The 26,912-nt window shown below is 74.2% G+C and carries 25 protein-coding genes; 14 read left to right on the forward strand and 11 right to left on the reverse strand.

All coding sequences use genetic code 11. From position 1 onward, the window contains the following. Positions 1–181 precede the first annotated feature (181 nt). Positions 182–331, reverse strand: coding sequence for a hypothetical protein (locus tag ACFWW8_RS09945; RefSeq protein ID WP_386526078.1), 150 nt, complete (start codon positions 329–331; stop codon positions 182–184). 457 nt (positions 332–788) lie between these two features. Here ACFWW8_RS09945 and ACFWW8_RS09950 point away from each other — a divergent pair, with 457 nt between their 5' ends. Both ACFWW8_RS09950 and ACFWW8_RS09955 read left to right on the forward strand, forming a co-directional pair. After that, positions 789–3,164, forward strand: coding sequence for an ABC transporter substrate-binding protein (locus ACFWW8_RS09950; protein ID WP_386526081.1), 2,376 nt, complete (start codon positions 789–791; stop codon positions 3,162–3,164). Between the two features lie 41 nt (positions 3,165–3,205). Next, complete coding sequence (locus ACFWW8_RS09955; protein ID WP_386526083.1) at positions 3,206–3,334, forward strand: hypothetical protein; 129 nt, start codon at positions 3,206–3,208, stop codon at positions 3,332–3,334. Here the strand turns inward: ACFWW8_RS09955 and ACFWW8_RS09960 are convergent. The 6 genes from ACFWW8_RS09960 to ACFWW8_RS09985 all read right to left on the reverse strand — a co-directional run bounded on the left by ACFWW8_RS09960 (position 3,331) and on the right by ACFWW8_RS09985 (position 6,607). After that, positions 3,331–3,828, reverse strand: a complete 498-nt coding sequence (locus ACFWW8_RS09960) for a hypothetical protein (RefSeq protein WP_386526085.1) — start codon at positions 3,826–3,828, stop codon at positions 3,331–3,333. The two genes, ACFWW8_RS09955 and ACFWW8_RS09960, sit on opposite strands and share 4 nt — an antisense overlap. Before the next feature lie 274 nt (positions 3,829–4,102). Next, the gene (locus ACFWW8_RS09965) at positions 4,103–4,705 is read right to left on the reverse strand and encodes an alkaline shock response membrane anchor protein AmaP (RefSeq protein ID WP_386526087.1); all 603 of its coding nucleotides are present in this window, start codon (positions 4,703–4,705) and stop codon (positions 4,103–4,105) included. A gap of 49 nt (positions 4,706–4,754) precedes the next feature. Next, a complete protein-coding gene (locus ACFWW8_RS09970; protein ID WP_386526090.1) occupies positions 4,755–5,399 on the reverse strand; it encodes a DUF6286 domain-containing protein in 645 nt (214 codons plus the stop codon). Between the two features lie 34 nt (positions 5,400–5,433). Beyond that, the gene (locus ACFWW8_RS09975) at positions 5,434–5,874 is read right to left on the reverse strand and encodes an Asp23/Gls24 family envelope stress response protein (protein ID WP_386526091.1); all 441 of its coding nucleotides are present in this window, start codon (positions 5,872–5,874) and stop codon (positions 5,434–5,436) included. Then, on the reverse strand, positions 5,871–6,050 hold the full coding sequence (locus ACFWW8_RS09980) for a hypothetical protein (RefSeq protein WP_386526093.1): 180 nt from the start codon (positions 6,048–6,050) through the stop codon (positions 5,871–5,873). Before ACFWW8_RS09980 ends, ACFWW8_RS09975 begins: the two co-directional genes overlap by 4 nt. A 62-nt stretch (positions 6,051–6,112) precedes the next feature. Further along, entirely contained in the window at positions 6,113–6,607 is a 495-nt protein-coding gene (locus ACFWW8_RS09985) for an Asp23/Gls24 family envelope stress response protein (protein WP_386526095.1), read from the reverse strand. Between the two features lie 151 nt (positions 6,608–6,758). Between ACFWW8_RS09985 and ACFWW8_RS09990 the strand changes: the two genes are divergently transcribed. Continuing rightward, a complete protein-coding gene (locus ACFWW8_RS09990) occupies positions 6,759–7,409 on the forward strand; it encodes an RNA polymerase sigma factor (RefSeq protein WP_386526097.1) in 651 nt (216 codons plus the stop codon). Next, positions 7,400–8,110 carry a hypothetical protein gene (locus ACFWW8_RS09995; protein ID WP_386526100.1) on the forward strand — a complete coding sequence of 237 codons (711 nt, stop codon included), beginning with the start codon at positions 7,400–7,402 and terminating at the stop codon, positions 8,108–8,110. The genes ACFWW8_RS09990 and ACFWW8_RS09995 overlap by 10 nt, the downstream gene beginning before the upstream one ends. Positions 8,111–8,301: 191 nt before the next feature. Here ACFWW8_RS09995 and ACFWW8_RS10000 read toward each other — a convergent pair whose 3' ends face one another. Then, on the reverse strand, positions 8,302–8,742 hold the full coding sequence (locus ACFWW8_RS10000; RefSeq protein WP_386526102.1) for a hypothetical protein: 441 nt from the start codon (positions 8,740–8,742) through the stop codon (positions 8,302–8,304). A 286-nt stretch (positions 8,743–9,028) separates the two neighbouring features. Here ACFWW8_RS10000 and ACFWW8_RS10005 point away from each other — a divergent pair, with 286 nt between their 5' ends. The 3 genes from ACFWW8_RS10005 to ACFWW8_RS10015 all read left to right on the forward strand — a co-directional run bounded on the left by ACFWW8_RS10005 (position 9,029) and on the right by ACFWW8_RS10015 (position 13,660). Continuing rightward, positions 9,029–9,880 carry an RCC1 domain-containing protein gene (locus ACFWW8_RS10005; protein WP_386526105.1) on the forward strand — a complete coding sequence of 284 codons (852 nt, stop codon included), beginning with the start codon at positions 9,029–9,031 and terminating at the stop codon, positions 9,878–9,880. 723 nt (positions 9,881–10,603) lie between these two features. Further along, the gene (locus tag ACFWW8_RS10010) at positions 10,604–12,112 is read left to right on the forward strand and encodes an FAD-binding oxidoreductase (protein WP_386526108.1); all 1,509 of its coding nucleotides are present in this window, start codon (positions 10,604–10,606) and stop codon (positions 12,110–12,112) included. A 339-nt stretch (positions 12,113–12,451) separates the two neighbouring features. Beyond that, complete coding sequence (locus tag ACFWW8_RS10015; protein ID WP_386526109.1) at positions 12,452–13,660, forward strand: trypsin-like peptidase domain-containing protein; 1,209 nt, start codon at positions 12,452–12,454, stop codon at positions 13,658–13,660. A gap of 117 nt (positions 13,661–13,777) precedes the next feature. On the opposite strand, the gene ACFWW8_RS10020 is transcribed toward ACFWW8_RS10015, so the two are convergent. Beyond that, positions 13,778–14,722: an AEC family transporter gene (locus ACFWW8_RS10020; RefSeq protein WP_386526111.1), complete on the reverse strand. Its 945-nt coding sequence runs from the start codon at positions 14,720–14,722 to the stop codon at positions 13,778–13,780. 71 nt (positions 14,723–14,793) lie between these two features. Here ACFWW8_RS10020 and ACFWW8_RS10025 point away from each other — a divergent pair, with 71 nt between their 5' ends. The 4 genes from ACFWW8_RS10025 (at position 14,794) to ACFWW8_RS10040 (ending at position 19,339) form a co-directional block, all read left to right on the forward strand. After that, a complete protein-coding gene (locus ACFWW8_RS10025) occupies positions 14,794–16,146 on the forward strand; it encodes a sensor histidine kinase (RefSeq protein WP_386526114.1) in 1,353 nt (450 codons plus the stop codon). Next, a complete protein-coding gene (locus ACFWW8_RS10030; RefSeq protein ID WP_386526116.1) occupies positions 16,143–16,823 on the forward strand; it encodes a response regulator in 681 nt (226 codons plus the stop codon). The genes ACFWW8_RS10025 and ACFWW8_RS10030 overlap by 4 nt, the downstream gene beginning before the upstream one ends. A 249-nt stretch (positions 16,824–17,072) precedes the next feature. Further along, positions 17,073–18,116, forward strand: coding sequence for an alpha/beta hydrolase (locus tag ACFWW8_RS10035; protein WP_386526119.1), 1,044 nt, complete (start codon positions 17,073–17,075; stop codon positions 18,114–18,116). Next, complete coding sequence (locus ACFWW8_RS10040) at positions 18,113–19,339, forward strand: acyltransferase (RefSeq protein ID WP_386526121.1); 1,227 nt, start codon at positions 18,113–18,115, stop codon at positions 19,337–19,339. The genes ACFWW8_RS10035 and ACFWW8_RS10040 overlap by 4 nt, the downstream gene beginning before the upstream one ends. Positions 19,340–19,419: 80 nt before the next feature. Here the strand turns inward: ACFWW8_RS10040 and ACFWW8_RS10045 are convergent, their stop codons facing one another. Further along, entirely contained in the window at positions 19,420–19,842 is a 423-nt protein-coding gene (locus ACFWW8_RS10045; RefSeq protein ID WP_386526123.1) for a DUF350 domain-containing protein, read from the reverse strand. Between the two features lie 101 nt (positions 19,843–19,943). Between ACFWW8_RS10045 and ACFWW8_RS10050 the strand changes: the two genes are divergently transcribed. Next, the gene (locus ACFWW8_RS10050; RefSeq protein ID WP_386526126.1) at positions 19,944–21,779 is read left to right on the forward strand and encodes a GNAT family N-acetyltransferase; all 1,836 of its coding nucleotides are present in this window, start codon (positions 19,944–19,946) and stop codon (positions 21,777–21,779) included. Positions 21,780–21,888: 109 nt separating this feature from the next. Here ACFWW8_RS10050 and ACFWW8_RS10055 read toward each other — a convergent pair whose 3' ends face one another. After that, the gene (locus ACFWW8_RS10055) at positions 21,889–23,925 is read right to left on the reverse strand and encodes a class I adenylate-forming enzyme family protein (protein WP_386526128.1); all 2,037 of its coding nucleotides are present in this window, start codon (positions 23,923–23,925) and stop codon (positions 21,889–21,891) included. A gap of 161 nt (positions 23,926–24,086) precedes the next feature. On the opposite strand from ACFWW8_RS10055, the gene ACFWW8_RS10060 reads away from it, so the two are divergent. Both ACFWW8_RS10060 and ACFWW8_RS10065 read left to right on the forward strand, forming a co-directional pair. Beyond that, positions 24,087–25,988: an ABC transporter ATP-binding protein gene (locus tag ACFWW8_RS10060; RefSeq protein WP_386526130.1), complete on the forward strand. Its 1,902-nt coding sequence runs from the start codon at positions 24,087–24,089 to the stop codon at positions 25,986–25,988. A 65-nt stretch (positions 25,989–26,053) separates the two neighbouring features. After that, a complete protein-coding gene (locus ACFWW8_RS10065; protein ID WP_386526133.1) occupies positions 26,054–26,716 on the forward strand; it encodes an SDR family oxidoreductase in 663 nt (220 codons plus the stop codon). Positions 26,717–26,912 lie beyond the last annotated feature (196 nt).

Below are 26,912 nucleotides of genomic sequence, written 5' to 3' on the forward strand. Positions count from 1 at the left end.
CGCGTGGGGGGACCCGGCCCCTCGGCGGAAACCGGGGCACTGGAGACGCCGCCACCGCCCGCGTGTGGCGTGCACGTTCGGGCAGCCGCCCCTCCGGAGCCCTAAGAAGGTAGCCCCGCGCCCCACCCATCCGTCATGCACCTGTCAGCCAATTCCGGCAGGCTCTCCAGCCGATGCCCGGTCAGCGGGCGCCGGCCGGGGTGACGAGTGGGATGAAGCGTTCGCGGATCCGGGGCAGCGACGGGTCGTAGGCGAACGTCGAGCCGGTGATGCAGACGGGTCGAGTGCCGCCATCGGCACGGTCCCCCGGCAGCGCGACCGCGTACCCCACGAGCGCGCCGTCATCGTCGCGGCGTTCACGGACGCGCGTGCCCCCGTCGCGGAGCCGGTCGAGGAAGTCGCCGTGGGCGAGGACGGCGGTCTGGCGGACGGTGCGCTGCAGGGGCTCCCGGGCCGTCTCGGCGAGGCCGCGGTGTGCGGCCTTCTCGGCTCGCCGGTGACCGGGCGGCGGCGCGCGGTCCGGTCCGGGGCCGACATCGGGGTGGGGCCGCAGCGGGATTCGAAGACGGGGGCGGCAATGTGCGTCGCGGGATGCCGCCGCGCGGCCGGGGTGCCGGCCGTACTGCCGGGCGAGACGCCGCGGGGATCTCGACGCCTAACCGACCCCGCCGGGTACGGGTACGGTACGGGCGCTGTGGCCGGGCAGCCACGGCCGGACCTCGTGACTGAGGCGTGATTGAGCCACCCTTCCTCACACCCGGCCGGCTCGACAGGATTAGAGTGTGCCCGTGACCGAGCAAAATCCGGAACTCATCGCCGGCCGGTACCAGCTGGTCGAACGCATCGGCCAGGGGGGTATGGGCCGGGTCTGGCGCGGGCTCGACCAGCACCTCTTCGGACGCGAGGTCGCCGTCAAGGAGATCCTCTTCCCCCCGGGCATGGACGACGGCGACCGTGCAGCGCTGCTCCGGCGGTTCACCAGCGAGGCCCGCGCAGCGGTCACTCTCAGCCACCCGGGGATCATCACCGTCCACGATGTCGTGGACCATCACGGTGCCCCCGTCATCGTCATGGAGTTGATCCGCGGCCAGTCCCTGGCCGCCGCCATTCGCAGCCAGGGCCGACTGCCGGTACGACGGGTGGCCGAGATCGGCGCCGCCGTGCTCGACGCGTTGGTCGAGGCACACGGGGCACGGATCGTCCACCGCGACGTCAAGCCGGACAACGTTCTGCTGACCAAGGACCGCGTCGTCCTGACCGACTTCGGCATAGCCCACCTCGCGGACGCGACGACCAAGCTGAGCCACAGCGGGACCGTCATCGGCACGCCCCACTACATGCCGCCGGAGCAACTGGAGGGCAAGCGCCCGACTCCTGCCAACGACCTCTGGGCGCTCGGCGCCACCCTGTACCACGCCGTTGAGGGGCACCCGCCGTTCGACGGCGAGGGACTCCACGTCCTGGCCGTGGCCGTGTTCACCCGCCCCCACCGTCCGCCGCTGCATGCCGGCCCGCTGGCGCCCGTGCTGGACGCGCTCCTCACCAAGGACCCGGCTCAGCGCGTGAGCGCCGCGGAAGCGGCCGAGATGCTGGCGTCAGTGCTGCGGTCCTGCCCGCCCGGACCGGACAGGCACGGGCCGGCCACGACCCCCACGTCCGATCCGAGGACGGCACCCGTCCCGGCACCGGACGCGACGGAGCATGTTTCCGCCGCGCCCACGTTGGAGTTCGGTCCGTCGACGACGCCGTCACCACAAACGCCCACCGCCGTGGACCCCCGCGCGGACCTCGGCACCCGACGGGACACCACTCCGGAGGGCCCGACCGGGCCGCCCGTACCCCTGCCTCCGGCCGAGGACCCGTGCGAAACCGGGACGGCAGCCGAGGCGGCGCACGGCCGGCGGCCCGCCCTCACCCGGCGCACCCTGGTCCTGGGCGCGGTGCTGGCAACGCTCGCCACGGGATCCGCCCTGAGCTGGACCCTCGCCGGTGACGAAGACGCGCCTCGCGGCCGCCAGGCGGCCGGCGGCTCGGGAGCCTCCTCCGTCACGGTGGTGATCGGGGTGGACGCACCACTGAGCGGCGGGCTGTCCGCGATGGGCGTCGGCATCAAGAACTCCGCCGACCTCGCGGCCAAGACGGCCAACGCATCCCGGTACGTACCCGGTGTGAACTTCGAGATCAAAACCCTGGACGACGGGGCCGACCCGGCCCAGGGCGCTCCCAACGCCGCGCGGTTCGTGTCCGACGAGAAGGTGCTGGGGGTCGTCGGGCCCCTCAACTCCGGAGTCGCCAAGACCCTCGTGCCACCGCTCCAGCGGGCGAACCTCGTGACGGTGTCACCGGGCAACACCGATCCCGCGCTGACGCTCGGCCCCGACTGGGCCGCGGGCACCACGTCCCGTCCGCACTCCACCTACTTCCGCACCGTTGCCACCGACGTCCACCAGGGGCCGTCCGCAGCCCGATACCTGCGCGAAAAGGCAAAGAAGACCAAGCTCTACGTCGTCGATGACGCGAGCGCCCACGGCACCGCCCTCGCCTCCGGTCTCACGGCCGAGTTCACGAAGCTGGGCGGCACCGTCGTGGGGACCGAGCAGGTCGATCCCGCAGAACGCGCCTTCGCTGGCCTCGCCGACAGGGTGCGGTCCTCGGGTGCCGAAGCCGTCTACTTCGGCGGCTACTACGACACCGCGGCGCCGATCTCCCTACAGCTCAAGCAAGCGGGTGTGAAGGTGCCCCTCATGGGCGGCGACGGCATTTTCGACCAGCAGTACCTCACGGCCAACCCGCAGGCCGACGGGGACCTCGCGACCAACATCGGGGCGCCCGCCGAGGAATCATCAGCGGGGCGCGCGTTCCTGGCCCGGTACGGCAAGGCGGGCTACCCGGAGGAGCCCGGCTGGTACGGCCCCTACGCATATGACGCGACCTGGACGCTCATCGAGGCGGTGAAAGCCCTCGTGACGGCCAACGGCGGCACCCTTCCCCCTGATGCCCGGGCGAAACTCCCCCAGGCCGTGTCCCGTACCGCCTTCGACGGTGTCACGGGCAGCGTCGCGTTCGACGGAGCCGGCGACACGGTCAACCACAGCGTGACGGTTCACGCCGTGGACGACGGCAGCTGGGTGACCGTGCCGAACGGAAGCGTCGCCGCCCGGTGATGCCCGCGGGGGGCCGCGGCCGTGATGGCCGGGTGGAGTTCGTGGATCGAGTCGACGACGAGGGGGCGGCGCCCTCGCGGACGCGTGCGGCCGGTTCGGCCGACTGGATGCGGTACCAGACCAGCGACGTCGCGGTCACCGCGGGCGATGGCGGGGAATCGCACGGCTAGTCGGGGATTCCTGGCATGCCCCATCGGGCGGCTCTGTCGCTGACTTTGGCCTTCGGGCATGCACGGCGCCATGTCGTGAGGCCCGGGGGGCGGGCCGGGCGTCCGAAGAGGAGCTGCCTGCCGTGCACGCTCAGGCGGAGTCTTGCCACGTCGTGCACGTTGTCATGGATGAGGACGACGCGGACTACGCGGTGGGGGTCGTGTTCGGTGATCTGTCCGCCGACGCGGCGGAGGCGAAGTCTGGCAGGGCCGTCGGCTTCGCCCGGGACGATGCACGCGTCGACCAGACGCCGTCGGTCCCACGCCCAGTACGCGATCTCCCCGAGTAGGTAGAAGGCACCTGCGTAGAGGACCCATGTGGCGTCCGAGTCTGTCCACAGCACCAGGCCGAGGAAGCCGAGGAAGCCTGCCGTCACCCCGATGCGCCGGAGCCGCGTAACCATCTGCAGGCTCTTGTCGTCCGCGTCCCAGAGCACGTCTTCGCTGGCAGCCATGCCGCCATCATGAGCCCTGCCCGCCACCGTGGAAAGCCCGGAGTGTGTCTCCAAGGACAGCTTGGCCCAGGGGACTTCGACTCAGACCGTGCTGCGTGTTGATTCGGTCCGTGGGCTGGCCGGTGACCCGTCCGGCATCGGGGTCGATGCGGCGGATCGTGGAAGGCCGACCGCAGCGAGCGGGAACGGGCGAACCAGCCGCTGACGGGTGATCCTCTGCAATCCCCCGGTCGTGTTCACGCGCGGTGTGAGCACCGGTGCTTCGGCCGGAACGCTACTCGGCGCGGTGGGCCTTGTGCGGGGACACCCGGAGGCGCGCCCTGGCATGGAGGGGCAGGCCGGTGGACTGGCGGGCTCGTTTCAGCGGTCCGTCGGACAGCGCCAGCAGGACAGGGCCGGGCTCGGCTTCGGGGGCGAGGGTGAGGTCGAGGTGAGCTTCGGGGTGGCGGGACGAACCGGTCATCCGCGCACGTGCCCCGTAGACGCCCGGGAGGTTTTGGGTGTCGGATGCCAGAGCGTCGCCGAGTGCGCCCTCGCGCAGCTCGGCTCCGTCCACGATGGACTCTCCTCCGACGGGCAGGGTGCCGGGGTGGGTGCGGCGCAGTTGGGCCAGCAGCCACCACAGGGCGAGCAGGACGATGACAGCCAGAATCGCGATGACCGCGGGCCACCACCATCCCTCGTCCACCCAGCGCGTGCGGTCCGCGGTGGTGAGCAGGACGTCCCGGGGAGCGGTGAGGGGCCAGCCGGCCGGCGGTGTCATGCGCCAGCTCCGGTACAGGTCAGCGCCGCCTGCCAGAACCAGCAGGCCGGTGCCGAACAGGACGAGTCCCGTCAGGGTCAGCAGGACCCGGTTGGTCGCGGATTTCCTTTGCATGACTTTCGTTCCTGTCTCTCGACTCGTCAACGGGCACGCGCGAAACCTGCTACTTGCGGTTCGGGCGTACCCGGACGGCGAGGTGAGGAGGACGTGCCAGGGCGAGCCGGTCGAGTTCCGCCCGAAGAGCGACCACGAGGTCGGCCTTGACGTCGGCCGGGGTGCGGAAACGGACCTCCGCGCGCGCTGCGACGCGGTTCCGGTGGATCCGGACTTTGGCGGCACTCACGCCGGGGACGCGCATGGCGGCGTCGCGCAGCATGAGCTCCGCTGCGCCCCGGTCGAGCACGGCGTGTATCTGCGCGTCGGGAGTCTTCAGGGGCAGTTTGTGACGCAAGCCGGGGGTGAGCCCCAGGATGACGAGCCACAGACCGAGCGCGGCCGCGACGGCGGCACCCGCTTGTATCCAGGTGTCGTCGAGCGGGCGGGTGGCCAGCTCGTCGGCCACCCGCGTACGCCAGGCCGCGGCATCCTGGCCGGCACGGACCCTGACGACCTCGACGAGGAGGGTCCCCGCTGCAGCGCCGATGAGCAGTGCCGTGAGCGCGGCGGGTATGCGGCGCGCGGACCACGGGCGGGGGGTGCGCGGGCCTTGTGGCGGGGTCTGTTTCGCCGTCTCCGCCCGGCCGGAGGTGACCTCGTCGGCTGTGGTGGGCCGCTCCGTCTTCACCGTGGGGTTCTGGTCGCGTTCCATGCCGGCTCTCCTTCCCGGGGGAATGCGGTCCGGTTCACTGAACGCGCCGGTGTCCCGGGCCGTCGGCAGAGACGAGGCGGTCTATGGCGAGGGTGACCTCGGTGACGCGCATCCCGGTCAGGTGGGCCACTCGCTCGCTGACGTAGTCCTGCACCTGGCGGGAGGTGGCGGCGAGGTCGGTCGGGTACGGCAGGTCCACCGTCAGCCCCAGCCGTGCCGAACCGCTGCCCACGGTTGCCGAGGCCTGCGGAGCAGCCAGCTTCATGCGCCCGGCCGCGGTGTCCGCGTGCTCGGCCAGCGCCTCCTTGGCGGCGCGCGCCGCGATGCGGGCCACCACCTTGTCCGGGATGACCGTGGCGCCACGCTCCGCCGGCGGCAAGACCGCTGCCCGGTCGGGGGCCGATGACCGGTCGGGGGCCGATGCCTGGTCGGGGGCCGATGCCGTGGGCGGTGCGCCCTCGGATGGCGTGGTCACTTCCGGTCCCGGGACCGGGTGAAGTCGGACAAGTCGAGGTCACCCTGGAGCATGCGGCCGGCAAGGAGGCCAACCAGGCCCAGGAACGCCACGAGCAGGAACGCCCAGAACCCGCCGAAGAATGCGGCGAAGCCCAGGGCCATGCCGGCGAGCAGGCCCACGGTTGCTGCGCTCATCTCACTCACCTGTATTTCACGTCGTCCATCGGTTTGGTGCCCGGTAGGTTCCGGTCCGGGGGTCACTGCACGCGGCCCCCGGTTTCCTCGTCGTCCTCTTCGTCGGGCAGGTGGACGTCATCGACGGTGACGTTCACTTCGACGACCTCGAGGCCGGTCATGCGTTCCACCGCGGTGATGACGCTGGTGCGGACGTCGGCGGCGATGTCCACGATGGCGACGCCGTACTCGACGACCAGGTCGAGGTCGACGGCGGCCTGCCGCTCGCCCACCTCGACCTTCACGCCGCGGGAAACACTGGGCCGGCCGCCGGGAACCTTGTCCGTGACCGCCCCGAGCGTGCGGGACATGCCGGAGCCGAGACTGTGGATGCCCGGTACCTCGCGGGCCGCCATTCCCACGATCTTCTCGACCACGCTGTTGGCGATGGTCGTCCTGCCGCGGGTCTCGGGCGGGGCCCCGGCCCCGGCCTCACCCGTGAGGGCCTTCCCCCTGGAAGCGGTGTGCGCAGAGCTCGGCGCCTTCCCGCCCGCGGCGGGGTTGACGATGTCCGACATGAGGACCTCCCCATGATGTCGATCCGGGCGCGCCGGTACGGCGCCCTCGTCACTTGGACACACGGCGCGGACATTCCTCACGTCCCTGGAAGTCGTACGATCGAGGAGGGCCCACGCGTGCCGCGGGACTGCGGCAGGAAGCGAGTGGCGGATGCGCAACCGGACCAGCTCTCCCCCTCCTCCCCGTCCCGTCGCAGGCCCGCCGCCGCGGCCGGACTCAGAACCAGCGGTCGGCGCTGTCGCCAGCCAGGAAGTTTCCGGTGACCTGGAAGACAGCGCGTTGGCGGTCTGGGCTTGCGAAGGCGACGAAGAGGCCTTCGCCGTCCTGGTCCGCCGCCACAGCAGCCGCCTGCTCGCCCTCGCCCAGCATCTGCTCGGCAACCGTGCCGATGCCGAGGACGCGGTGCAGGAAGCTTTCCTCAGCGCCTGGAGGCAGCTGCCGGGTTTCCGGCACGGCGCCTCGTTCGGCACATGGATGTACCGCATCGTGACGAACCGCTGCCTCAACACCTTGCGCGGTACGCCCCATCCGCTCCCGCTCGACACCGTTGTGGAACCGGCTGCCGCGGACGCGTGCAGCTCGCCACCCCGCGTGGCAGAGGCGGACGCGGCCACAGAAGCCCTGGTGCGAGCACTACGGGAACTGCGACCCGACCTTCGGGCCTGCTGGGTCCTGCGGGAGCTGCACGGCCTGCACTACGACGAAATCGCCCACGTGGTGGGCAGCACCGAGCAGACGGTACGCGGCAGGCTCGCTCGCGCACGACGTACCCTGATGGAGGCGATGCGCCCATGGCGCTAGAAGTCCCGCGACCGGACTGCGAAGACCAGTCCGACGGGGTGTACGCCACCACCGGCGCGGCCCCCCTGCGCGGTCGATCCGCCGTCCTCGCCGGCGCGGAGTTCCTGCCGTGCGGACGAACCCTCGGCCGCGCCTGGGAGCAGGCCCGCGCCTCCGCCGACACGACGGATCCCCACACCAGCCGCTGCCCGAGCTGCCGTGAAGCCATCCTCGATCTGACAGCCCTGGACCGGGCCACGCGCGCGCTGCGCGCCCGAGGACGACCCGACAGCCGCAACCTCGCCGACCGCGTCATCGACGCGGTCCGCGCCGAGGTACGGCTGGACACCCTGCTACAGCGGACCGGCCCCGATCACGACCCCCGTGGCCTCGACAGCACCGCCTCGCACATTCTGCGCAGAGCCGCCGACACCGTCCCCGGGGCGCGCACCGCCAGCTGCCGCCTGACCCCCGCGAACGGAAACCGGGCCGTCCATGCCATCGCCGTCACGGTCGCGGCCAAGCTCGACAAGCCCCTGCGGGAACGCGCCGAAGCGGTGCGCCAAGCCGTACTGCACACAGCCGAACACGTCCTCGGTCTCGTCGTCACCACCGTCGACGTGGAAGTGAACGCCGTACTGGAGCCCTCCCCCGCGCCCGGCAGCCCACGGGCCGCACCGCGCGCACACCCGCCCTCCGCTCGTTCAACGGACCGACCCTGAGAGCGGTGTCCGGGCCGCCGTCGGATGGGTCAGGGCGGGGTTCTCTGGCACCGTGACCCGCTCCGGCCTGTCGGCCGGGGGCGAGGTGCCCGCGGTTCACATGCTCGCCCGACCCCGGTGCCGGCCGAGCCGGGCCGGCACCCACGAGGCAAGGGTGTCACGTGGCGGGGACCGGGCGCTCGCGGCTGGCCTCAGCTCGCGAGCTGGCGCGGCCTGGGGATGAGCTGGCACGCGAGATCCTTGAGGTTCCCGTCATCGAGGCAGACCCTGACGTATGCGGCACCGCCGGGCTTGTCCGCGGGAACGGCGAAGTCGTAGGGCGTGATGGTGCCGCAGGCGATCGGGTAGCCACCGCCCATGCCGATCACGGCACGGTTCCCTTGGAGGGCGTAGGCCCACGTGGTCCGGCACGTGACCGGGCTGTCTCCCACGGCGGACCTGTGCTGCCCGACCACTCGGACCGACCGGTTGTACCAAGTGACGGTTCCCCTGGTCCACGTGGCACCGAAATTGATGGTGAAGTCGCTGGTCGGGTAGGCGGTCGAGGTCTGCGCGCCGGCCGCGGGAGCGCCCAGCAAGGTGCCCGCGGTCAGCACGACGGAACCGACGGCGGCGGCGAGATGAGTCCTCATGCGATCTCCAGGATGGGATGAACGGTTGCGGCTTCACATCCTGGGCCGGTCGGCCACCCGCGGCCCACCCTTGAAGTCACGGCTTAAAGGCGGCGGGACGGCGGCCGCGGCGCCTCGCGCACGGTGGTCCCGGTCCTGCCCCGGTAGCCGCCACCGCGGATCATCACCCCGCGCGGGTGGACGGCTCGGCCGATGGGAGATCCGCGACAACGTCCACCAGGCTTCCGGGCAAAAGTAAGATGGGATCCCCTGTCGCGGACTCGCGCCAAGCGCAAGGAGGCGCAAGATGCTCGCCAACTCGTCGGCGCTGGCGGCCGGAAGGCGTCATTCGGTCGGACGGCGCCGGGATGGAGCCGTTCTCGCGGTGGGCAATACCGCAGCCGGTGAATGTCGTGTCGAGCGATGGGAAGACGTCGTCGCGGTGGCGGCCGGCAACGTCCATGCCGCAACGAACACGGGCAGGTCTCATACGGTGGGACTCCGGTCGGACGGCACGGTGCTGGCAACGGGGTGGAATGGCGATGGGCAATGTGATGTCGCCGGATGGCACGGCGTCACGGCCGTGGCTGCAGGCTGGCGCCGCACGCTCGGGCTACTCGCGAATGGCCGCGTGCTGGCAGTTGGCCGGAGTTCGGAAGGACAGTGTGACGTGCAGTCCTGGCGCGAGATGGCCGTCGTTTCGTGTGGTGACTGGCACTCGGTCGGCGTCCGGTCGGACGGTTCGGCACTGGCTGCGGGAAACAACCGTCGAGGACAGTGTGACGTTGAAGGGTGGCGTGACCTGGCCGCCATTTCGGCCGGGTATCTCCATACCGTCGGCCTCATGGCCGACGGACGGGCAGTAGCAACCGGAGACCGGGTAACCGGGGCGTGCGCGGTCGATGAGTGGGAAGACGTGGTGGCGCTCGACGCGGGCAGCTACCACACCATCGGGCTCACAGCGTCCGGACGGGTCCTCACAGCGGGAGGCAACGACCACGGACAGTGCGAAGTCGGCGGTTGGCGTGACATTGTCGCCGTGGCGGCCGGTTCAACGCACACCCTCGGCTTGCGTGCCAACGGCACAGTCGTGACCGCAGGGAACAATGCCGACAGACAGTGCGAAGTCGATGCCTGGTCCGGAGTCCAGCCTCCATAGGCCCGGGCCCGCGTCAACACAAGCTGGCATGCCGTCACCTACGGGCGTCAGAGACGTCATTTCGCTTCCGGTCCTCAGGCAGGCCGCGACTGCCGCGCGCGTCAGGTGATGCTGGTGGGGAGGCTCCGGAGGGGGCTGCGCCGGGTGTTGTTGTCGGTGCGCGCCGATCCAGCTCGGTGCGCAGTTCGTGGATGACCTGGGCATAGACGGCGACGCGGTCGCGAAGTCGGTCGTTGTCCTCCCGCAGGGCCTGGGCGGTTGCTTGGGCGTCTACTGCGCGGGCGTGCAGATGCTGGAAAGCGGGTGGGAAGCCGTTCGCTTCGGACTTTCGGCGGACGAATTCCTGGTACGCAGACGGGGCAGCCGGTGCTGCTGCGGGTCGATGCGTGGTCGGTGCCGGAGGTCAACGGGTTCTTCGCCTCGGCGCGGATGCGCAACGCGAAGAGACCGCCGACGGATCGCTCCCCTGCGCGTCATCGCCCGCCACCGCCCGAGTGAGCGCACCGGCGGCGGTACGAAGGCGGGGCGTGCCCGCCGCCACGTGTCCCGGACTGCGGCCTGGTCCCGCGCTGCGGGTGCCCCGGCGCCGCCGCGGCCCCAATCCGCTCCGCTCCGGCTGCATGACGAGCCGAACCGTATCGACTGTGCGCCGTTCGGGGGGCAGCCGGGGCGGCGTGGGCCCGCCTTCGCGCCGATCGGTCCGCGCGGTGGCAGGAAGGGGACATGAGCCTCCATCGCCGCCGGGTCCTGGGAACCGCCGCCGCGGCCGTCCTCGCGTCCGTCGGGGCGGCGGCCCGGGGGCCGGACTACGGCGCGCTGGCCCGCGGGCTGGACGGGCGGGTGGTGGTGCCGGGCGACCGGGACTACCCCGAGGCGCGACAGCTCTTCCAGCCCCGCTACGACGTCGTCGCACCCGCCGCGGTCGCGTACCCGGCGCACGCCGGCGACGTGGCCGCCTGCCTGGACTTCGCCCGCCGCTCCGCCGTGCCCGTGGTCCCGCGCGGCGGCGGCCACAGCTACGCCGGCTGGTCCACCCGCGCCGCCGGGCTGGTGATCGACACCGGGGCCATGGCCGGGGTCTTTGTCGAGGGGGACGGCGTACGCGTCGGCGCGGGCGCACGGCTCGGGGACGTGAACGCCGTCCTCGCCGCACGGGGGCTCGGCATCCCCACCGGACTGTGCCCCTCGGTCGGCATCGCCGGGCTGACGCTCGGCGGCGGTCTGGGCCTGGCCTCCCGGGCCCACGGCACCACGTCCGACCGGCTGACCGGAGCCCGGGTGGTCACGCCCGACGGCACCGTGCGCGAGGTCGGCGCCGACCGGGACGCCGGGCTGTACTGGGCCCTGCGGGGCGGAGGGGGCGGGAACTTCGGGGTGGTCACCGAGTTCCGCTTCGCCGCGCACCCGGTCGGCGACTGCGCCTTCGCCGAACTCCACTGGGCCGACGCGGACTCGGCCGCACTCCTGCTCGGCTGGCAGCGCTGGCTCGACGGGCTGCCGGACCCGTTCTGGAGCCAGGTGGAGTTCACGGTCGGCCCGGGGCCCGCGGCTGCCCCGGCCGTACGGGTGGTGTGCCTCGACGGACGCGGGGAGCTGGAGCGGCAGCTGACCCGGCTGTCCGACGTGGTCGGCCGCCCCGTGCGGGACAGCTCGGTCGTCGTCCGCGGCTACGGCGACACCGTACGGGCCATGTCGGGCTGCCTGGACCGAACGCCCGCGCAGTGCCGCCTCCCGGGCACGCTGCCCGGGAGGGACCCGCGGGGCCGGCTCGGCCGGGACTCGTACGCGGCCCGCTCCGACTTCTGGGCGGGCGCCGGGCTGACGGACGGGGCCGTCGACGCGGTTCTCGACGCCGTCCGGCGCCACCCCTCCGAAGTCCCCCGGGGCGGCACGGGAGTCGTGCAGTTCGACGGGGTGTGCGGGGGCGCCGTGAACCGGGTCGGCCCCGCCGACACCGCCTTCGTGCACCGCGGCGCCGCCTTCCTCGCCCAGTACCTCGTCTACTGGCCGGAGTCCGCTCCGGCCGCCGAGGCCGCCCGCCACCAGGCCTGGCTGGACGGGATCTGGGAGCGGCTGCGCCCCTGGGCGAGCGGCCGCGCGTACCAGAACTACGCCGATCCGAAGCTCCCCGGCTGGCGCGAGGCCTACTACGGGCCGAACCTCCCCCGGCTGGAGGCCGTCCGGCGCGCGTACGACCCCGACCGCCTCTTCCGCTTCCCCCAGGCCGTCTAGACGTGCCGTCCCACCGCCCCCGGGACCCGCACTCCCGACGCGCACGCCCCCCGGGGGACCCGGACCCCGGGCGCGCACGCCCGTCCCGCCGGCCGGGGCAGCCCGGGCTGGCCCGGTACCCCGCCGTCCCGGCGCTCCGCGGGAACCGGCGGACACCGCGGGCCACCCCGGGCGGCGGGCGGCGGGACGACGCGGCCCGGCGGACGCCCACCCGCTCCCCCGCCCCCTTCAGCCTCCCCCTCCCCCCTCAACCACCCGTTCGCCCCGACTCGCCCGTCCCGCCGGCCCGGTCGGCGCCCGCCCTCTTCGCCCGAGATCCCCTTCCCCCTGGAGCTGCGCATGCGACGTACGTTGATCCTGGCCGCCGCGGCCGCCGCGCTGTTGGTCTCCGCCGGGCCGCTGCCCGCCGCCGAGGCCGGAAGCCCCGGTACGGCGTCCGCCGGTCTCTGGTCCGCCCGCGAGGCGTCGGCCTTCTGGACCGCCGAGCGGATGGCCTCGGCGGTACCGCTGCCGGACCCGGCTCCCGGCACCGGCCTCGCGGAGCCGCCGGCGAGCCCGGCGCCGCAGCCAGAGCCGGTGGCTCCGCCCGTCGTGGACGGAGGCGGCCCGCCGGTCGCCGCCGAGCCGCCGGTACCCGGCGGGTCGGCCCCCGGTCCGGCGGCGCCTCCCGCGGAGTCCGGGACCCCGTCCCCGCCCGCCCCGGTACCGGGGACGACGCCCCCGTCCGCACCATCAGAACCGCCCGCCCCGTCCGAACCGCCGTCGCCCGTGGTGCCGAACTCGCCCCTGAACCCCGCCGTACCGGAACTGCGCGCCGCGGCCGGTCCGGGCGTCGGGCAGGACTTCGGCGGGCTTCCCGTCGTCGGCCGGATGTTCGTCATGAAGGCGGGCGGGGCGTACTTCTGCACCGCCAGCGTCGTCGCCTCGCCCGGCCGCAACCTGGTGCTCAGCGCCGCGCACTGCCTGCTCGGCCCGAACTCCCGGCAGGTGGCCTTCGTACCCCGGTACACGCGCGCCAAGCCCCGGCCGTACGGCCTGTTCCCCGTCCTGCGGGACGCGGGCAAGCGCCCCAAGATCTGGATCGACCCGCGCTACCGCTCCCGGGGGCCGAACCGCGCCGCCACCCTCGACGTGGCCTTCGCCCAGGTGGGGCCGGACTCCCGCGGCCGCCGGGTGCAGGACGTGGTCGGCGGCAACCGCCTCGTCACCGGCGCCGCCTACGCCCAGGGCCGGGTGTCGCTGATCGGGTACCCGGCCTCCGCCGCCCGACCGCGCCTGTGCGTGAACCGGACGACGAAGTTCACCAGCTCCGACGCGCGGATCCCCGGATCGTTCCTGCGCATCCGCTGCACCGGCTATCCCGGCGGGACCAGCGGCGGACCGTTCCTGCTCCGCCTGGACGCCAAGCGCGGGACCGGTGACGTGATCGGGGTGATCGGCGGCTGGAAGACCGGCGGTGACACGGCCGACACGTCCTACAGCTCCTACTTCGGCGCGGACGTCAGGAAGTTGTACGCGAAGGCGGTCGCCGGGGCGAAGGCGGGGTGAGGGCCCGCACCCGGCGGGTCCGCCGCGGGTTTCCCACGGTCCCGGGCGCCAGCGGGATCGGGCCGGCGTCAGCACGTCCGCCAGCGCCGGCCCGCTCCGGTCCCTGCGGCCCGGCCGTCACGTGACGACGTGCAGCCACAGGGGCAGGAGCAGGAGCGAGGCCAGCGAGGTCTTGATGACGAGGGAGGCGGAGAGGTCGACGCCCACGTCGTAGCGCTGGGCGAAGATGAACAGGTTCTGCGGCGTGGGCATCGCGGCGATCAGGACCAGGTACGCGAGCCACGGTCCCCCGACCCCGAGCAGCGGCCCGCACACGGCCCAGGCCAGCAGGGGGAAGGCCAGGCACTTGAAGCCGATGAGGGCCAGCTCCTCGCGCGTGGTGCCCCGCAGGTCGAGACCGAGGCCCCCGAGGTGGAGGCCGAGGGCGAACAGCGCCACCGGGGAGGCACTGTCCCCGACGAAGCCGGCCGCGTCCAGGGCCACCCCGGGCACCTGCACGGAGAGCAGGTTGAGCAGGATCCCCGCGTTGCAGGCCAGGACCAGCGGGGTCGCGAGGGAGGCGCCGACGGCGCGCGCGAGGCGGCGGCCGTGGCCGCCGGCGCTGGGGCCCGGGCGGCCCAGTTCCATGAGGGAGATGACCACCAGGGACAGGACGCAGACCTGGAAGAGCAGGACGGGGAAGAGGGGGGCGGCCGTGCCGAACACGGTGATGAAGACGGGGACGGCGAAGTAGGCGGTGTTCACCTGCACCCCGGCCATGACGCGCAGCGCGACGGCGCGGGGCTCCCGTGTGCCGTGGGCGACCGCCGCCAGCGCGACGGCGGTCACCGCGAGGGCGGCCGCGGCCGCGTACCCGCCGAGCGCCCGCCAGTCGAACAGGGCGGCCAGGTCGCTGCGGTAGATGTTGCCGAAGAGGTAGCAGGGGACGGCGAAGAGGAAGGCGTAGTCGGAGAAGGCCTTCGAGGCCTCGGCGGGCACGGCCTTCCGGCGGGCGAGCAGCACTCCGGCGCCGAAGGCCGCCATCACCGGCACCAGTTTCTCCAGTGCGGCTGCCCCACCCATGCGTACCGGCTCCCCTTGATCGACCGTCGCAGCCTACCCTCGCCGCCCGGGGCGCATAGGCTGGGCCGATCATGAGTGACGGAACCCGCACCCGGCCGCGCCGCCCCGGTGGAAGCACCCCCGCCCCGGTCGCCGACGCCCGTGTGCCCGGCGCACTGGCGCAGCTCGCCGTGTTCCTGCGCACGCCCGCGCGGGCGGCGGAGCCCCTGCTCGCGCGGGCGCCCAGGGCGTGGCAGCGGATGCTGCCCTACGTCGTCGTCGGCCTGTTCACGCTCACGCTGCTGCCGGTGACGATCGCGGTGCTGACCAACGTGTACAAGGCGGGCGGCGGCTGGTCGGGCGCGCTCGGCGTGGCCCAGACCGTACCGCTGCTCCTCGCCGTGACCCGGCCGGTGCACGCGTGGGCGATGGTGCTGCTCGCGGACGTCTTCGGCGCGGTGCTGCTGATCCACGCCGACGACCTGGCCGGGCGTGCGTGGCCCTGGACCCCGATGGTGATCGTCGGCTATCTGGCGCTGATGGCCTGCCTGGGGCTGCGCGAGTCCGTCCGGACCCTGGTCGGGGTGTGGCTGGTGACCGGGGCGGTGGGCGCGCTGCTCGGCTTCTTCCGGCACTCGGGCACCACGGACACGGCCGCGCTCCTGTTCGTGCTGAGCGGGGTGGTGCTGGCGCTGACGGGGGCGCTGCGCGGCCTCGGGGACGCGCAGCAGCGGATCGCGGAGCAGGAGAGCATCAGCGAGGCGGAGCGGACCCGGCGGACGCTCCTGGAGGAACGGGCTCGGATCGCGCGGGAGTTGCACGACGTGGTTGCGCACCACATGTCGGTGATCACGGTGCAGGCGGATTCCGCGCCGTACCGGCTGCCGGGCATGCCCGATCCGGTGCGGGAGGAGTTCGCGGCGATCGCGGCGAGCGCACGCGAGTCGCTGGGCGAGATGCGGCGGCTGCTGACGGTGCTGCGCGGGGACGGCGCCGGCGGCGCGGACGGGGAACGGGCCCCGCAGCCGGGGATCGACCGGCTCCAGCAGCTGGTGGAGGCGACCGTACGGGCGGGCCAGCCGGTGGAGTTGTCGCTCGCGGCGGGAGCGGCGGGGGCCGCGAAGGCGGCGCCGCCGGCCGTCGACCTGTCGGCGTACCGGATCGTGCAGGAGGCGCTCGCGAACGTGGTGCGGCACGCTCCGGGTGCGCCGACCACCGTGTCGGTGACCGTGGACGCGCAGGAGGTCCTCGTGCTCGTGGTGAACGGCCCGTCCCGCGACGCCGTGGTGGCGCTGGAGAGTTCGGGCACGGGCCACGGTCTGGTCGGGATGCGGGAGCGCGTACGGTTGACGGGCGGGACGCTGGACACCGGTCCGCTGCCCGACGGCGGCTTCCGGGTCGCCGCCCGCCTGCCGTTGCACCACCCCACCGAGGACTCCAGTTGACCATCCGCGTGATCATCGTCGACGACCAGGCCATGGTGCGGGCGGGCTTCGCCGCGCTGCTGTCGGCGCAGGCCGACATCGACGTGGTGGGCGAGGCTCCCGACGGGCGGGAGGGGGTGCGGGTCTCTCGCTCCACCCATCCGGACGTGGTGCTGATGGACGTGCGGATGCCGGAGATGGACGGGTTGACGGCGGCCCGGGAGCTCCTGGATCCGCCGCGTGGCGTGGTGCACCGGCCGAAGGTGCTGATGCTGACCACCTTCGACATCGACGACTACGTGTACGAGGCGCTGCGCGCCGGGGCCTCCGGGTTCCTCCTGAAAGACGCCCCGCCGGCGGACCTGATCGCGGCGGTCCGGGTGGTGGCCTCGGGCGAGGCCCTGCTGGCGCCGTCGGTGACCCGGCGGCTGATCGCCGACTTCGTCCAGCATCGGCCGGCTCCGCGGAAGGATCCGGCGCTGCGGCTGAACGGTCTGACCCCGCGTGAGACCGAGGTACTGGAACTCATCGCGCGCGGGCTGTCGAACCAGGAGATCGCCGGGCATCTGGTCCTCGCGGAACAGACGGTCAAGACGCACATCGGCCGGGTGCTGGCCAAACTGGACCTGCGCGACCGGGCCCAGGCGGTGATCTTCGCCTACGAGGCGGGGCTGGTGCGGCCCGGCGACGCCGGCTGATCCACGCCCTTCGCACCCTTCGGTCCCGCTTCGTCCTCCGTACCCACTGCCGCGACACCCGCTTCGTCCCCCACCGCTGCCGCGGCCCTGCCCGGCGGGCCCGCCCGGAGCGTCCGTGACGGCCGTTTTCGGCGGTCGTCTCCTCCACCCCCTACCGGGGTATGACATGCGGCTTGGCTCCACGGTCCGACGCGCCGCCGGGTACCTCCTTCCTACCTTCCTCCTCGTCACGAGGAGAGGAGAAGGGGCATGCGCCGCTTCGGAAGGACAGTGGTCACGGCCGCGCTGGCGGTGGCCGTTGTCGCGGGGACCGCCGGCTGGGCCTCCGGGGACAGTCAGCGGGCGGTCACCGGGCCGCCGCCCGGCACCGAGGCCTGGCGGGCCGACACGGTCGCCGGCCGTACGCCGCCCGATCCGGCGAGCGCCCCGCCGGCCGGGGTGGCGCGGTTCTTCGCCGGGCTGGACGCGGCCGCGCTGCGGTACCTCGTACGGGTCCACCCGCTGGTGGTGGGCAATCTGGAGGGGGCGCCGCTCCCCCTTCGGTACGAGGCCAACCGGATCGCCGTCACCGCCACGGGCGACCCCCGGTACGCCGCCCTCGCCGCGCCGGACCGGCAGGTCCTGGCCTTCGACCCGCGCGGCCGGGGCCAGGTCGCCGAGGTCTTCGGCGACCTGGAACACGCGGCGCACGTCTCGGTGGTCGTGCCCGGCGCCGACAACGACGCCTCCACCCACGACGCCCGGCGCGCACCCCACACCGGGCCGGCCGGGATGGCCCGGACCCTGCGCGCGGCGGCCGGCGGGGACACCGCGGTGATCGCCTGGACGGGGTACACCACCCCGGTCGGAGTGGGCCTGGACGCGGCCGTCGGACGGCTGGCGGACGCCGGGGCGGAGCGGCTGGCCCGGTTCACCGCGGGCCTCGACGCGGTCGGCGCGCCTGATCCGGTGCTGTTCTGCCACAGCTACGGCTCGGTGGTCTGCGGGCTGGCCGCCCGGCGCACGGACGCCGCCGACGTCGTGGTCCTCGGCTCCCCCGGCATGCGCGCCGACACCTCGGCCGCGCTGCGCACCCGGGCCCGCGTCTGGGCGGCCAGGAGCCCGTCCGACTGGATCGCCGACATCCCGAACGTCGAGTTCGCCGGCCTCGGCCACGGCGCCGACCCCACGTCCGCAGCCTTCGGCGCCCGCCGCGTACCGGCCGCCGACGTCCGGGGCCACACCGGCTACTTCGCCCCCGGCACCCAGTCCCTGGCGGCATTCGCCGCCATCGCGAACGGAGAGGTCCGATGAGGACGCACACGCTCACGACGCTGCGGAAGGCCGCCGGCCGCATCGACGCGCGGACCCCCGCCCACCGCGACCGGGCGGTCGACGGGCTGCGCGCCCTGGCCCTGCTCGCGGTGCCGACCGGGCACTGGCTGCTCGGCGGGTTCACGCTCGACGCGGACGGCGGGCTGCACAACGCCAGCCCGCTCACCGTCTTCGGCGGCCTCGCCCCGACGAGCTGGGTGCTCCAGATGCTCGGCGTCTTCTTCCTCGTCGGGGGCTACGCCTCGGCCCTGTCGTACGGGCGCCGCCCGGGCTCGACCGGGGCGTGGCTCAAGGGTCGGATGGAGCGCCTGGGGCGACCGGTGTTGGGGGTGACCGCGGTGTGGGCGCTGGCGGCGCCCGTGCTGTACGCGGCGGGGGTGCCGGAGGCCACGCTGCGGACCGGGGCCACGCTGGTGGTCCAGCCGCTGTGGTTCGTCGGCGTGTACGTGGTGGTCACCGCGCTGACCCCGTACTGCGTGCGGGCGGCGCGCCGGCTCGGCGGCTGGGCGGCGGCGCCGCTGCTCGCCTCGGTCGCGGTGGTGGACTTCCTGCGGTACGGACCGCTCGCCGACTCGGTGCCGTCCTGGCTGGCGCTGGTGAACATCCTCCCGGGCTGGCTGTTCGCGTACCAGCTGGGCGTCTCCTGGGGCGAGGGGCGGATCGGGCGGCGCGGCGGGCGGCTGCTCCTGGCGGGCGGGGCCGTGCTGTTCGCCGCGCTGCTGGTGGTCTTCCACTACCCGGCGTCCATGGTCGGCGTGCCGGGCGCGGTGCGGACCAACTCGCACCCGCCGTCGCTGCTGGTGCTCGCGCTGGCGGCGGCCCAGTCGGGGGCCGCGGTCCTGCTGCGGGACCGGATCGCGAAGCTGCTGGCGCGGCCCGCGCTGTGGGCGCCGGTGGTCGTGGTCAACCTGTCCGCGATGACGATCCTGTGCTGGCATCAGACGGCGATGCTGGCCGCGGCCGTGCCCGGTGCGTTCGCAGGCGCCGTGGCGGGGCTGACCACGGCGCCGGACAGCGTGGGGTGGATCGCGGCGCGGGTGGCGTGGATGCCGGTGTTCGCGGTGCTGCTGGTCGGCATCTCCCGGTACGCACACCGGTTCGAGGCACCGGCGCGGGAGGGGCTCCGAGCGCCGGTGCTGCGCCGGGCGGCGGCGGGGGTCCTGGCCGCGGGGTTCGCGGTGTTCGCGCTGGGGCTGGCGTAGCCGCCCCGGGCCCCCGCATACGAGGAGAGCGCCGCTCCCCGGGGGGAGCGGCGCTCTCGTCGTGTACGGGTGATCCGCCGTCAGGCGATCGAGGCCGCGACGATGGCGGCGACGGCGAGGTTGCAGCAGGCGGTGACCCAGACCGCCGGGTGGGGCTCGGGGTCGACGACGATGGCGCCGAGCTTGCCCGGGGTCACCAGGTCCAGCACCAGGAAGGCCACCGCCATCAGGACCAGGCCGAGGACGCCGAAGGCCGCGGTCGACAGCAGGCCCTTGCCGAAGTCGTCGTACGTGGTCCAGATCGAGGTGAAGACGATGCCGCCGATGCCCAGGAGGGCAGAGCTGAGCAGGAGCGCCGCGTTGCGGTTGCGCTCCTCCCAGATCTGCTTCGGGAGCTTCCCGGGCGTCAGCACGTCGACGAGGACGATGCCGAGGATCAGCAGCACCAGGCCGAGGGCGCCGAAGGCGCTGGTGCGGCCTAGTCCGTTGATGATGTCGCTCATGGGGAAGCCTGTCTCCGCGTGGTGGTTGGGAAGGATGTGCCGTGGGGAGGCTGGCCGAATCTATCGCACACCCTTGCCCCGGACCATGGGGAGGTCAGCAAGTGGTAAAGGTCAGGGCCGCGCGGCCCGGCGAGGAGGAGGCCCTGAGCGCCCTCGTGATGCGGTCCAAGGCCCACTGGGGGTACGACGCGGAGTTCCTGGCGGCCTGCGCCGGGGAACTGCGGGTCCGGCCGGGAGACCCGGCGTCCCGCCGGATCGTGGTGGCCGAGGACGGGCGCGGGCTGCCGCTCGGGCTCGCGTCCCTGGAGGGGACCGCGCCCCGGGCGGCACTCGGACTGCTGTTCGTGGAACCGTCGGCCATCGGGCGGGGCGTGGGCCGGCTGCTGTACCGGGACGCGGTGCGCCGGGCCGCCGGACTCGGGGTGCGCACCCTGGTGATCGATTCCGATCCGCACGCGGCCGGGTTCTACCGGGCCATGGGGGCGGTGGCGGTGCCCGGGGACCGGGACGGCGGCGAAGGCCCGGGCGGACGCGGCGGCCCGGGCGGACGCGGCGGCCCCGCCGGACCGGGCGACCTGGTCCGGTTCGAGGTGGCCCCCGTCCCGCTCGTCGGCTGGGCGCGGGCCTGGACGGGCGGCGGGCGGGCGGTGCACCTGGGCAACGTCGCGGAGTTCAACGCCCAGTTCGCCGACGCCTCCCTGGACCGGGAGCAGCTGCCCGCCCACCACTACGGCTGCCTGGCGGCGTTCTACAGTCCCTCCCCGGCGGCCCTCGTACTGCCCCGGGTGGTCCCCCCGGGCTGGGCCGGGCTGGTCGGCCGACAGCTCGGGTGGACCGGCGTCGAGGTGTACGACGGCCTGGCGGAGCGGCGGGGCCCGGGCCTGTCGGACGCCGTGCGGGCCCGCGCCGCGCTGGCCGCGCGGCTGACCGGGGGCGGGCTGCCCCTCGTGCCGTGGGGGCGGACGCGGCCGTTCGGGCTGCTGGCGGGGCGGCCGTGGCAGCCCGGTGAGCTGCGCTACGAGGCGAAGTCCGCGGCGCACGCGCTGTTCGGCCGGATCCTCGCGGGCGGCGGCCACCCCGCGGTCGTGCTGCCGGAGCAGTGGCGGGCCGGTACCCGCCGGGCGGCGGTGCGCCTGCTGGCGGCCCGGGCGGCCGCCGGCGAGAGCACCGTTCTGAAATCGGAGCACGGGGTCGGCGGTTCGGGCACGACGGTGGTGACCCCGGCCCGGGTACGGGAGGCGGGCGGCGCCCGCGCGGTGCTGCGGCGGCTGCCGCGCGGCCCGCTGCTGGTGGAGGAGTACGTGGGCGGCCCGGCGCCGGGGGACGGCCCGCGGGACCTGACGTACGACGGGTTCGTGGACGCGGCGGGCCGGCCGCACGCGGTGGGCGGGGCGGTGATGGACGTGGAGGGAGCCGGCTACCGGGGGGCCACGGTCGGCCCGGGGATCGTGCCGCAGTGGGCGCGCGGGCCGCTGTCGGCCTTCGGGGAGGCGGTGGGCCGGGAGCTCGCGGCCTCCGGCTACCGGGGCTGGTTCGACGTGGACTTCGTCGCCGACGGAGCGGGACGGCTCGCGCCGACCGAGGTGAACCTGCGGCTGACCGGGCCTTCGGTGGCCTTCATGGTCGCGGCCCGGCTCGACGAGCTGCGGGGCGGGGGGCACTTCGTACGGATCGCGGACCGGGTGGAGCTGGGCGCGCGGCTGCCGGACGCCCGGTTCGACGAGCTGTGCGCGGAGCTGGCCCGTGACTGCGCGGACCTCGGCGCGGTGTTCGTCCCGGCGATCCCGACCGGCGCCTTCGAACCGACGCCCTGGCTGGGGGTGCTGGTCGCCGCGCACAGCCTGGAGGTGCTGGACGCGGCGGAGGCGCTGGTGCGGGGGCGGGCCCTGGCCTGCGGGGCGGAGTTCCTGGGGGTACGGGAGGCCGGCCGGGCCTGACCGGCGGTCAGCCGGGCGGGGCGGCCGGTGCCGGCTGTCGGTCCCGGCTGTCGGTCCCGGCCGCCGGGACCGGGACCGGCTGGCCGACCGGAGCCGCGGCCGCGCGCGGTCAGCCGTCGAAGTCGAAGGCGTCGGTCCGCCTGCGCGCGGCGTAGCAGGCGACGACGACGGCCGCGATCATCAGCGGAACGTTGAAGGTGTAGACGAGGGCGGCCTGGCGCGGCCAGTCCTGCTTGGCGGCCAGCCGGTAGAGGTTGTCCTGGGGCCACCAGGCGACCAGCAGGTACACGATCGCCAAGTGGGCGGCCGTGGCCAGGGCCCGTCCGCCGCCCCGGGCGAGCATGCGGCCGCGGGCCTCGAAGAAGAACACCACACCGACGCCGAAGGCCAGGCACTCGATCAGGTAGAGGACGCCGAAGAGGAACGCCCACGGCTGCGGTACGCCGGTCAGGTCGGTCGATCCGGGCCAGAGGACGTCGGTGAACACCCGGGCGACGACGCCCAGGGCCACCGCCGCGCAGGCCACCACACAGGTCAGCGGGAATTCGCCACCGCCGCCCGCACCGCCGCCGTACTTGCCGGCGCTCCGCGCGGGGAGTCCGGGCACGGCCTGCGCGGGCTTCGGCAGGGCCTCCCGGTCCTCCTGGCCGGCCCGGTTGCGCGGCAGGGCGCGCAACCGCACCACCGCGCGGGGCCGCTGAGCGGAGGGCAGCCGGTCCGCCAGGTGCTCGCGCAGCTCGTCGATGTCCGGCAGGTCCGCGCCCGCGGTGCCGAACGGTTCGGCGCCGGCGCCGGCCGGTGGGGCCACGTACGCGACCAGACGGGGTACCCCCCGGAATCCGGGCACCCCGGCGACGATGACCGCGCCGACGCCCTCGTGCCCCCGGATCACCGATTCGACGGCGTACGGGTCGACCGGGACGCCGTCCAGGGTGATGCGGTCCCGGATCCGGCCGCGGAACTCCAGCAGCCCGTCTTCGCGCAGCAGGCCCAGGTCGCCGGTGGGAATCGGGGCGCCGCCGTCCGGCGGGATGAGGCGGATCTCCCCGTCGCGCAGGTCCGCGCGGCAGCCCGGGAAGGGGACGCCGACGAGGCAGTGGCGTTCCGGGTCGTCGAACGGGCCGGACAGCTGGGGCAGTTCGAACCAGGTGCCCGTGCCGGCCGACTCGGTGGTCCCGTAGACGTTGAGCAGGCGGACGCCGGCCCGCAGCCGGGCGGCCAGTGCGGCCTGTTCGTCGAGGTGGAGGCGGTCCCCCGTGACGCTGACCAGCCGCAGCGTGCGCAGGTCGGGCGGGTCCGCGCGCCGGGCGGCCGGAACGGTCGGCCGTACGGGGGCGGTTGGCCCCGGGTGCAGGAGCAGCCGGGCCGCGCCCTCCGGGTCGGTGTGGACGAGGGTCACCCCCTGGGCGCCGACGGCGCGGCGCACCCCCTCGGGCGTCCACGGGGCGCGCCCGGCCAGGACGAGCGAGCCGCCGGAGCACAGCGCCCGGGTCCAGCCCGCGGCGAAGCCGGTGACGGAGGGGGCGCAGGTGATCAGGTGCCGGTCCCCCGGGGTCAGCCGGGCCACCGTCGCCCAGCCCTCGTGGGCGGCGAGCAGCCGGGGGTGGCCGACCGGTACGGCGCGCGGCTGCGGCCCGCCGGTGAACAGGACGGCGCCGGGGCCGGGGCGGGACCGGGCCGGCCGTCCCGCGGGCCGGTCGGCGATGCCGGCGGCGTCCGCGCCCAGGCGGACCACCGGCAAGCCGCTGCCGTCGTCGAGGGCGGCCTGGTGCAGGGCGTGGGTCAGCAGCACGGACGGCTCCGCGGCGGCGAGCTGCCGCTGCCCGGTGCGCGGGACCTCGACGTCGACGACCGTGTAGGCCGCGCCGGCCTTGAGGGCGGCGAGGACGCCGACGACGGTCTCGGCCTGGCGGGCGGTGCCCACGGCCACGAGGGCGCCGTCCGGCAGTCCGCTGTCGAGCAGGTGGTGGGCCAGCCGGTTGGCCCGGATGTCGAGCTGCCCGTACGTGAGGCTGTCGGGTCCGGCGATGAGCGCGGGGGCGTCAGGGGTGTCCCGCGCCCAGCGTTCGAAGCGGTCCAGGACGGTGTCGTGGCTGTCTTCGGATGGCTGCCGGTCGGAGCCGGTGGACTCGGATCCCTGCGTCATGAACCGATGATGCCACCGGGCACCGACAGCGAACGGAGAACGGGAAACGTGGCCGGGGAATCCCGAACACCCGTCAAAGGGAAGGGAGTTGCCGACACGAAAGAACGTGCGGGCACGGAATCCTTGACCTCGACTTTGGTCGAGGTTCTACGGTTCGATCCATGGACATGGAAGTCACCGCCTGGACCTCGCTCCACAGCGCGATCAACGCCGAGCAGGACCGGCGCCCGTTCTCCCGGGCGACCCTGCGACGCATCGCCGCCTTCGCCCGCCCGCACCGCCGGGGCCTCCTCTTCTTCCTGCTGCTCAGCGTGGTCGGCGCGCTGCTCGCGGTGGCCACCCCGGTGCTCGCCAGCCGGATCGTCGACACCATCGTGGACGGCCGGGAGAACGGCACGGTCACCCGGCTCGCCCTCCTCATCGCACTGATCGCGGTGGCCGAGGCGGGGCTGGGCCTGCTGACCCGAAGGCTCTCCGCCACCCTGGGCGAGAGCCTGATCCTGGACCTGCGGACCGCGGTCTTCGACCACGTGCAGCGGATGCCGGTCGCCTTCTTCACCCGGACCAGGACCGGCGCCCTGGTCAGCCGGCTCAACAACGACGTGATCGGCGCCCAGCGGGCGTTCAGCAACACCCTGTCGGGGGTGGTCGCGAACACGGTGACCCTGCTGCTGACGCTCGTCGTGATGCTGGGCATCTCGTGGCAGATCACCCTGCTGGCGCTGGTGCTGCTGCCGGTGTTCGTGCTGCCCGCCCGCCGGATGGGGGCGCGGATGGCCGCGATGCAGCGCGAGGCGTCGGCGCTGAACGCCGCGATGGGCACCCAGATGACCGAGCGGTTCTCCGCCCCCGGCGCGACGCTGGTGAAGCTGTTCGGACGGCCCGCCGACGAGTCCGCCGAGTTCGCGGCCCGGGCGCGGAGGGTCCGGGACATCGGCGTCCGTACGGCGATGGCCCAGTCGGTGTTCATCACGGCCCTGACCCTCGTGTCCGCCCTGGCCCTCGCGCTCGTCTACGGGCTGGGCGGGTACTACGCCCTGCGCGGGAGCCTGGACGCGGGCGCGGTCGTCGCCCTCGCCCTGCTCCTGACCCGGCTGTACGCCCCGCTGACCTCGCTGGCCGGGGCCCGCGTCGAGGTGATGAGCGCGATGGTGAGCTTCGAGCGGGTCTTCGAGATCCTCGACCTGAAGCCGCTGATCGACCAGAAGCCGGACGCCCGCCGGGTCCCGGAGGGTCCGGTGGCCGTCGAGTTCGACCGGGTCACCTTCGGCTACCCCGCCGCGGACAAGGTCTCCCTCGCCTCCCTGGAGGAGGTCGCCGCCCTCGACGCCCGCGGCGGCACCGAGGTGCTGCACGAGGTGTCCTTCCGCGCCGAGCCCGGGCAGATGATCGCCCTGGTCGGCTCGTCAGGCGCCGGCAAGTCGACCATCGCGCAGCTGCTGCCGCGACTCTACGACGCCGACGCGGGAGCGGTCCGCCTGGGCGGGGTCGACGTACGGGACCTGACGGCCGACTCCATCCGCGAGACGCTCGGCATGGTCACGCAGGACGGGCACCTCTTCCACGAGTCGGTACGGGCGAACCTGCTGCTGGCCCGGCCCGAGGCGACGGAGGCCGAGGTGTGGGAGGCCCTGCGCCGCTCCCGGCTGGACGGGCTGGTCGCCTCGCTGCCGGACGGGCTGGACACCGTCGTCGGGGAGCGCGGGTACCGGCTGTCCGGCGGGGAACGGCAGCGGCTGACCATCGCGCGGCTGCTGCTGGCCCGGCAGCGGGTGGTGATCCTCGACGAGGCCACGGCGCACCTGGACTCCACTTCGGAGGCGGCGGTGCAGGAGGCCCTCGGCGAGGCCCTGTCGGGGCGGACCGCGGTGGTGATCGCCCACCGGCTGTCGACCGTGCAGGCGGCGGACCTGATCCTGGTCGTCGAGGACGGCCGGATCGTGGAACGCGGGACGCACGGCGAGCTGCTGGCAGCGGGCGGCCGGTACGAGGAGCTGTACCGCACCCAGTTCGCGACGGCGCCCGCCGGTTCCGGCGGGGTGCCGGCGACTCCGGGAGCATGAGGCCCGCCGGGTGGCGGGCGGCGCCGATGCGGTGAACCGGCCGGTGTCCGCGTACCGTCGGCGTCATGCGCATTGTCATCGCAGGTGGACACGGACGGATCGCACTGAGGCTGGAGCGCCTCCTCGCCGCGCGCGGGGACGAGGTCGCGGGCATCATCCGGTCGGAGGAACAGGCGGACGACGTACGGGCGGCCGGCGCCGAACCGGTCGTACTGGACCTGGAGTCGGCCCCGGTCCGGTCGGTGGCGGCGGTCCTGCGGGGCGCCGACGCCGTGGTCTTCGCCGCGGGCGCCGGCCCGGGCAGCGGCCCCGCGCGCAAGGACACCGTGGACCGCGGCGCCGCGGTCCTCTTCGCGAACGCGGCCGAGCGGGCCGGCGTACGCCGCTACCTCACCGTCTCCGCCATGGGCGCGGACGTGGAGCACCGGGGCGACGAGGTCTTCGACGCCTACCTGCGGGCCAAGGGCGCGGCCGACGACGACCTGCGGTTCCGTTCCGGCCTCGACTGGACGATCCTGCGCCCCGGCGCCCTCACCGACGCGGCGGGAACCGGGCTGGTCCGCCTGGAGGCGAGCACCGGCCGCGGCGAGGTCCCGCGCGACGACGTGGCGGCGGTCCTCGTCGGCCTGATCGACACCCCGGCGACGGCGGGGCTGGTCCTGGAGCTGACCGGCGGCACGACGCCACTGCCGGCCGCGTTGAACGTGCTCGCGGGCCCCTCCCTGTAACCGCTGCCGGCCAACTGGGCGCGCACCGACGGATCGGACTCGCCGCGGGCGGCCCGCGGGGCCCGACGGGTGGCGAACCGGGCGCCGAACGGTCGGTGCGGAGGCCTGCCGGCATGGCGCAGATCATCGGCGAGCGGGTGACGGGGGGCAGGAGGCAGGGGCGAGCATGACGGCGGAATGAACTCCCGGCTGTCGA

This window comes from Streptomyces sp. NPDC058701 (assembly GCF_042715295.1).
GTDB lineage: Bacteria > Actinomycetota > Actinomycetes > Streptomycetales > Streptomycetaceae > Streptomyces.

Excerpts from the sequence above, each read along its gene's own strand:
- ACFWW8_RS09960 (WP_386526085.1), bottom strand. The coding sequence starts at position 3,828 with ATGGCTGCCAGCGAAGACGTGCTCTGGGACGCGGACGACAAGAGCCTG.
- ACFWW8_RS09965 (WP_386526087.1), bottom strand. The coding sequence starts at position 4,705 with ATGCAAAGGAAATCCGCGACCAACCGGGTCCTGCTGACCCTGACGGGA.
- ACFWW8_RS09970 (WP_386526090.1), bottom strand. The coding sequence starts at position 5,399 with ATGGAACGCGACCAGAACCCCACGGTGAAGACGGAGCGGCCCACCACA.
- ACFWW8_RS09980 (WP_386526093.1), bottom strand. The coding sequence starts at position 6,050 with ATGAGCGCAGCAACCGTGGGCCTGCTCGCCGGCATGGCCCTGGGCTTC.
- ACFWW8_RS09985 (WP_386526095.1), bottom strand. The coding sequence starts at position 6,607 with ATGTCGGACATCGTCAACCCCGCCGCGGGCGGGAAGGCGCCGAGCTCT.
- ACFWW8_RS09990 (WP_386526097.1), top strand. The coding sequence starts at position 6,759 with ATGCGCAACCGGACCAGCTCTCCCCCTCCTCCCCGTCCCGTCGCAGGC.
- ACFWW8_RS09995 (WP_386526100.1), top strand. The coding sequence starts at position 7,400 with ATGGCGCTAGAAGTCCCGCGACCGGACTGCGAAGACCAGTCCGACGGG.
- ACFWW8_RS10000 (WP_386526102.1), bottom strand. The coding sequence starts at position 8,742 with ATGAGGACTCATCTCGCCGCCGCCGTCGGTTCCGTCGTGCTGACCGCG.
- ACFWW8_RS10005 (WP_386526105.1), top strand. The coding sequence starts at position 9,029 with ATGCTCGCCAACTCGTCGGCGCTGGCGGCCGGAAGGCGTCATTCGGTC.
- ACFWW8_RS10010 (WP_386526108.1), top strand. The coding sequence starts at position 10,604 with ATGAGCCTCCATCGCCGCCGGGTCCTGGGAACCGCCGCCGCGGCCGTC.
- ACFWW8_RS10015 (WP_386526109.1), top strand. The coding sequence starts at position 12,452 with ATGCGACGTACGTTGATCCTGGCCGCCGCGGCCGCCGCGCTGTTGGTC.
- ACFWW8_RS10020 (WP_386526111.1), bottom strand. The coding sequence starts at position 14,722 with ATGGGTGGGGCAGCCGCACTGGAGAAACTGGTGCCGGTGATGGCGGCC.
- ACFWW8_RS10025 (WP_386526114.1), top strand. The coding sequence starts at position 14,794 with ATGAGTGACGGAACCCGCACCCGGCCGCGCCGCCCCGGTGGAAGCACC.
- ACFWW8_RS10035 (WP_386526119.1), top strand. The coding sequence starts at position 17,073 with ATGCGCCGCTTCGGAAGGACAGTGGTCACGGCCGCGCTGGCGGTGGCC.
- ACFWW8_RS10040 (WP_386526121.1), top strand. The coding sequence starts at position 18,113 with ATGAGGACGCACACGCTCACGACGCTGCGGAAGGCCGCCGGCCGCATC.
- ACFWW8_RS10045 (WP_386526123.1), bottom strand. The coding sequence starts at position 19,842 with ATGAGCGACATCATCAACGGACTAGGCCGCACCAGCGCCTTCGGCGCC.
- ACFWW8_RS10055 (WP_386526128.1), bottom strand. The coding sequence starts at position 23,925 with ATGACGCAGGGATCCGAGTCCACCGGCTCCGACCGGCAGCCATCCGAA.
- ACFWW8_RS10060 (WP_386526130.1), top strand. The coding sequence starts at position 24,087 with ATGGACATGGAAGTCACCGCCTGGACCTCGCTCCACAGCGCGATCAAC.
- ACFWW8_RS10065 (WP_386526133.1), top strand. The coding sequence starts at position 26,054 with ATGCGCATTGTCATCGCAGGTGGACACGGACGGATCGCACTGAGGCTG.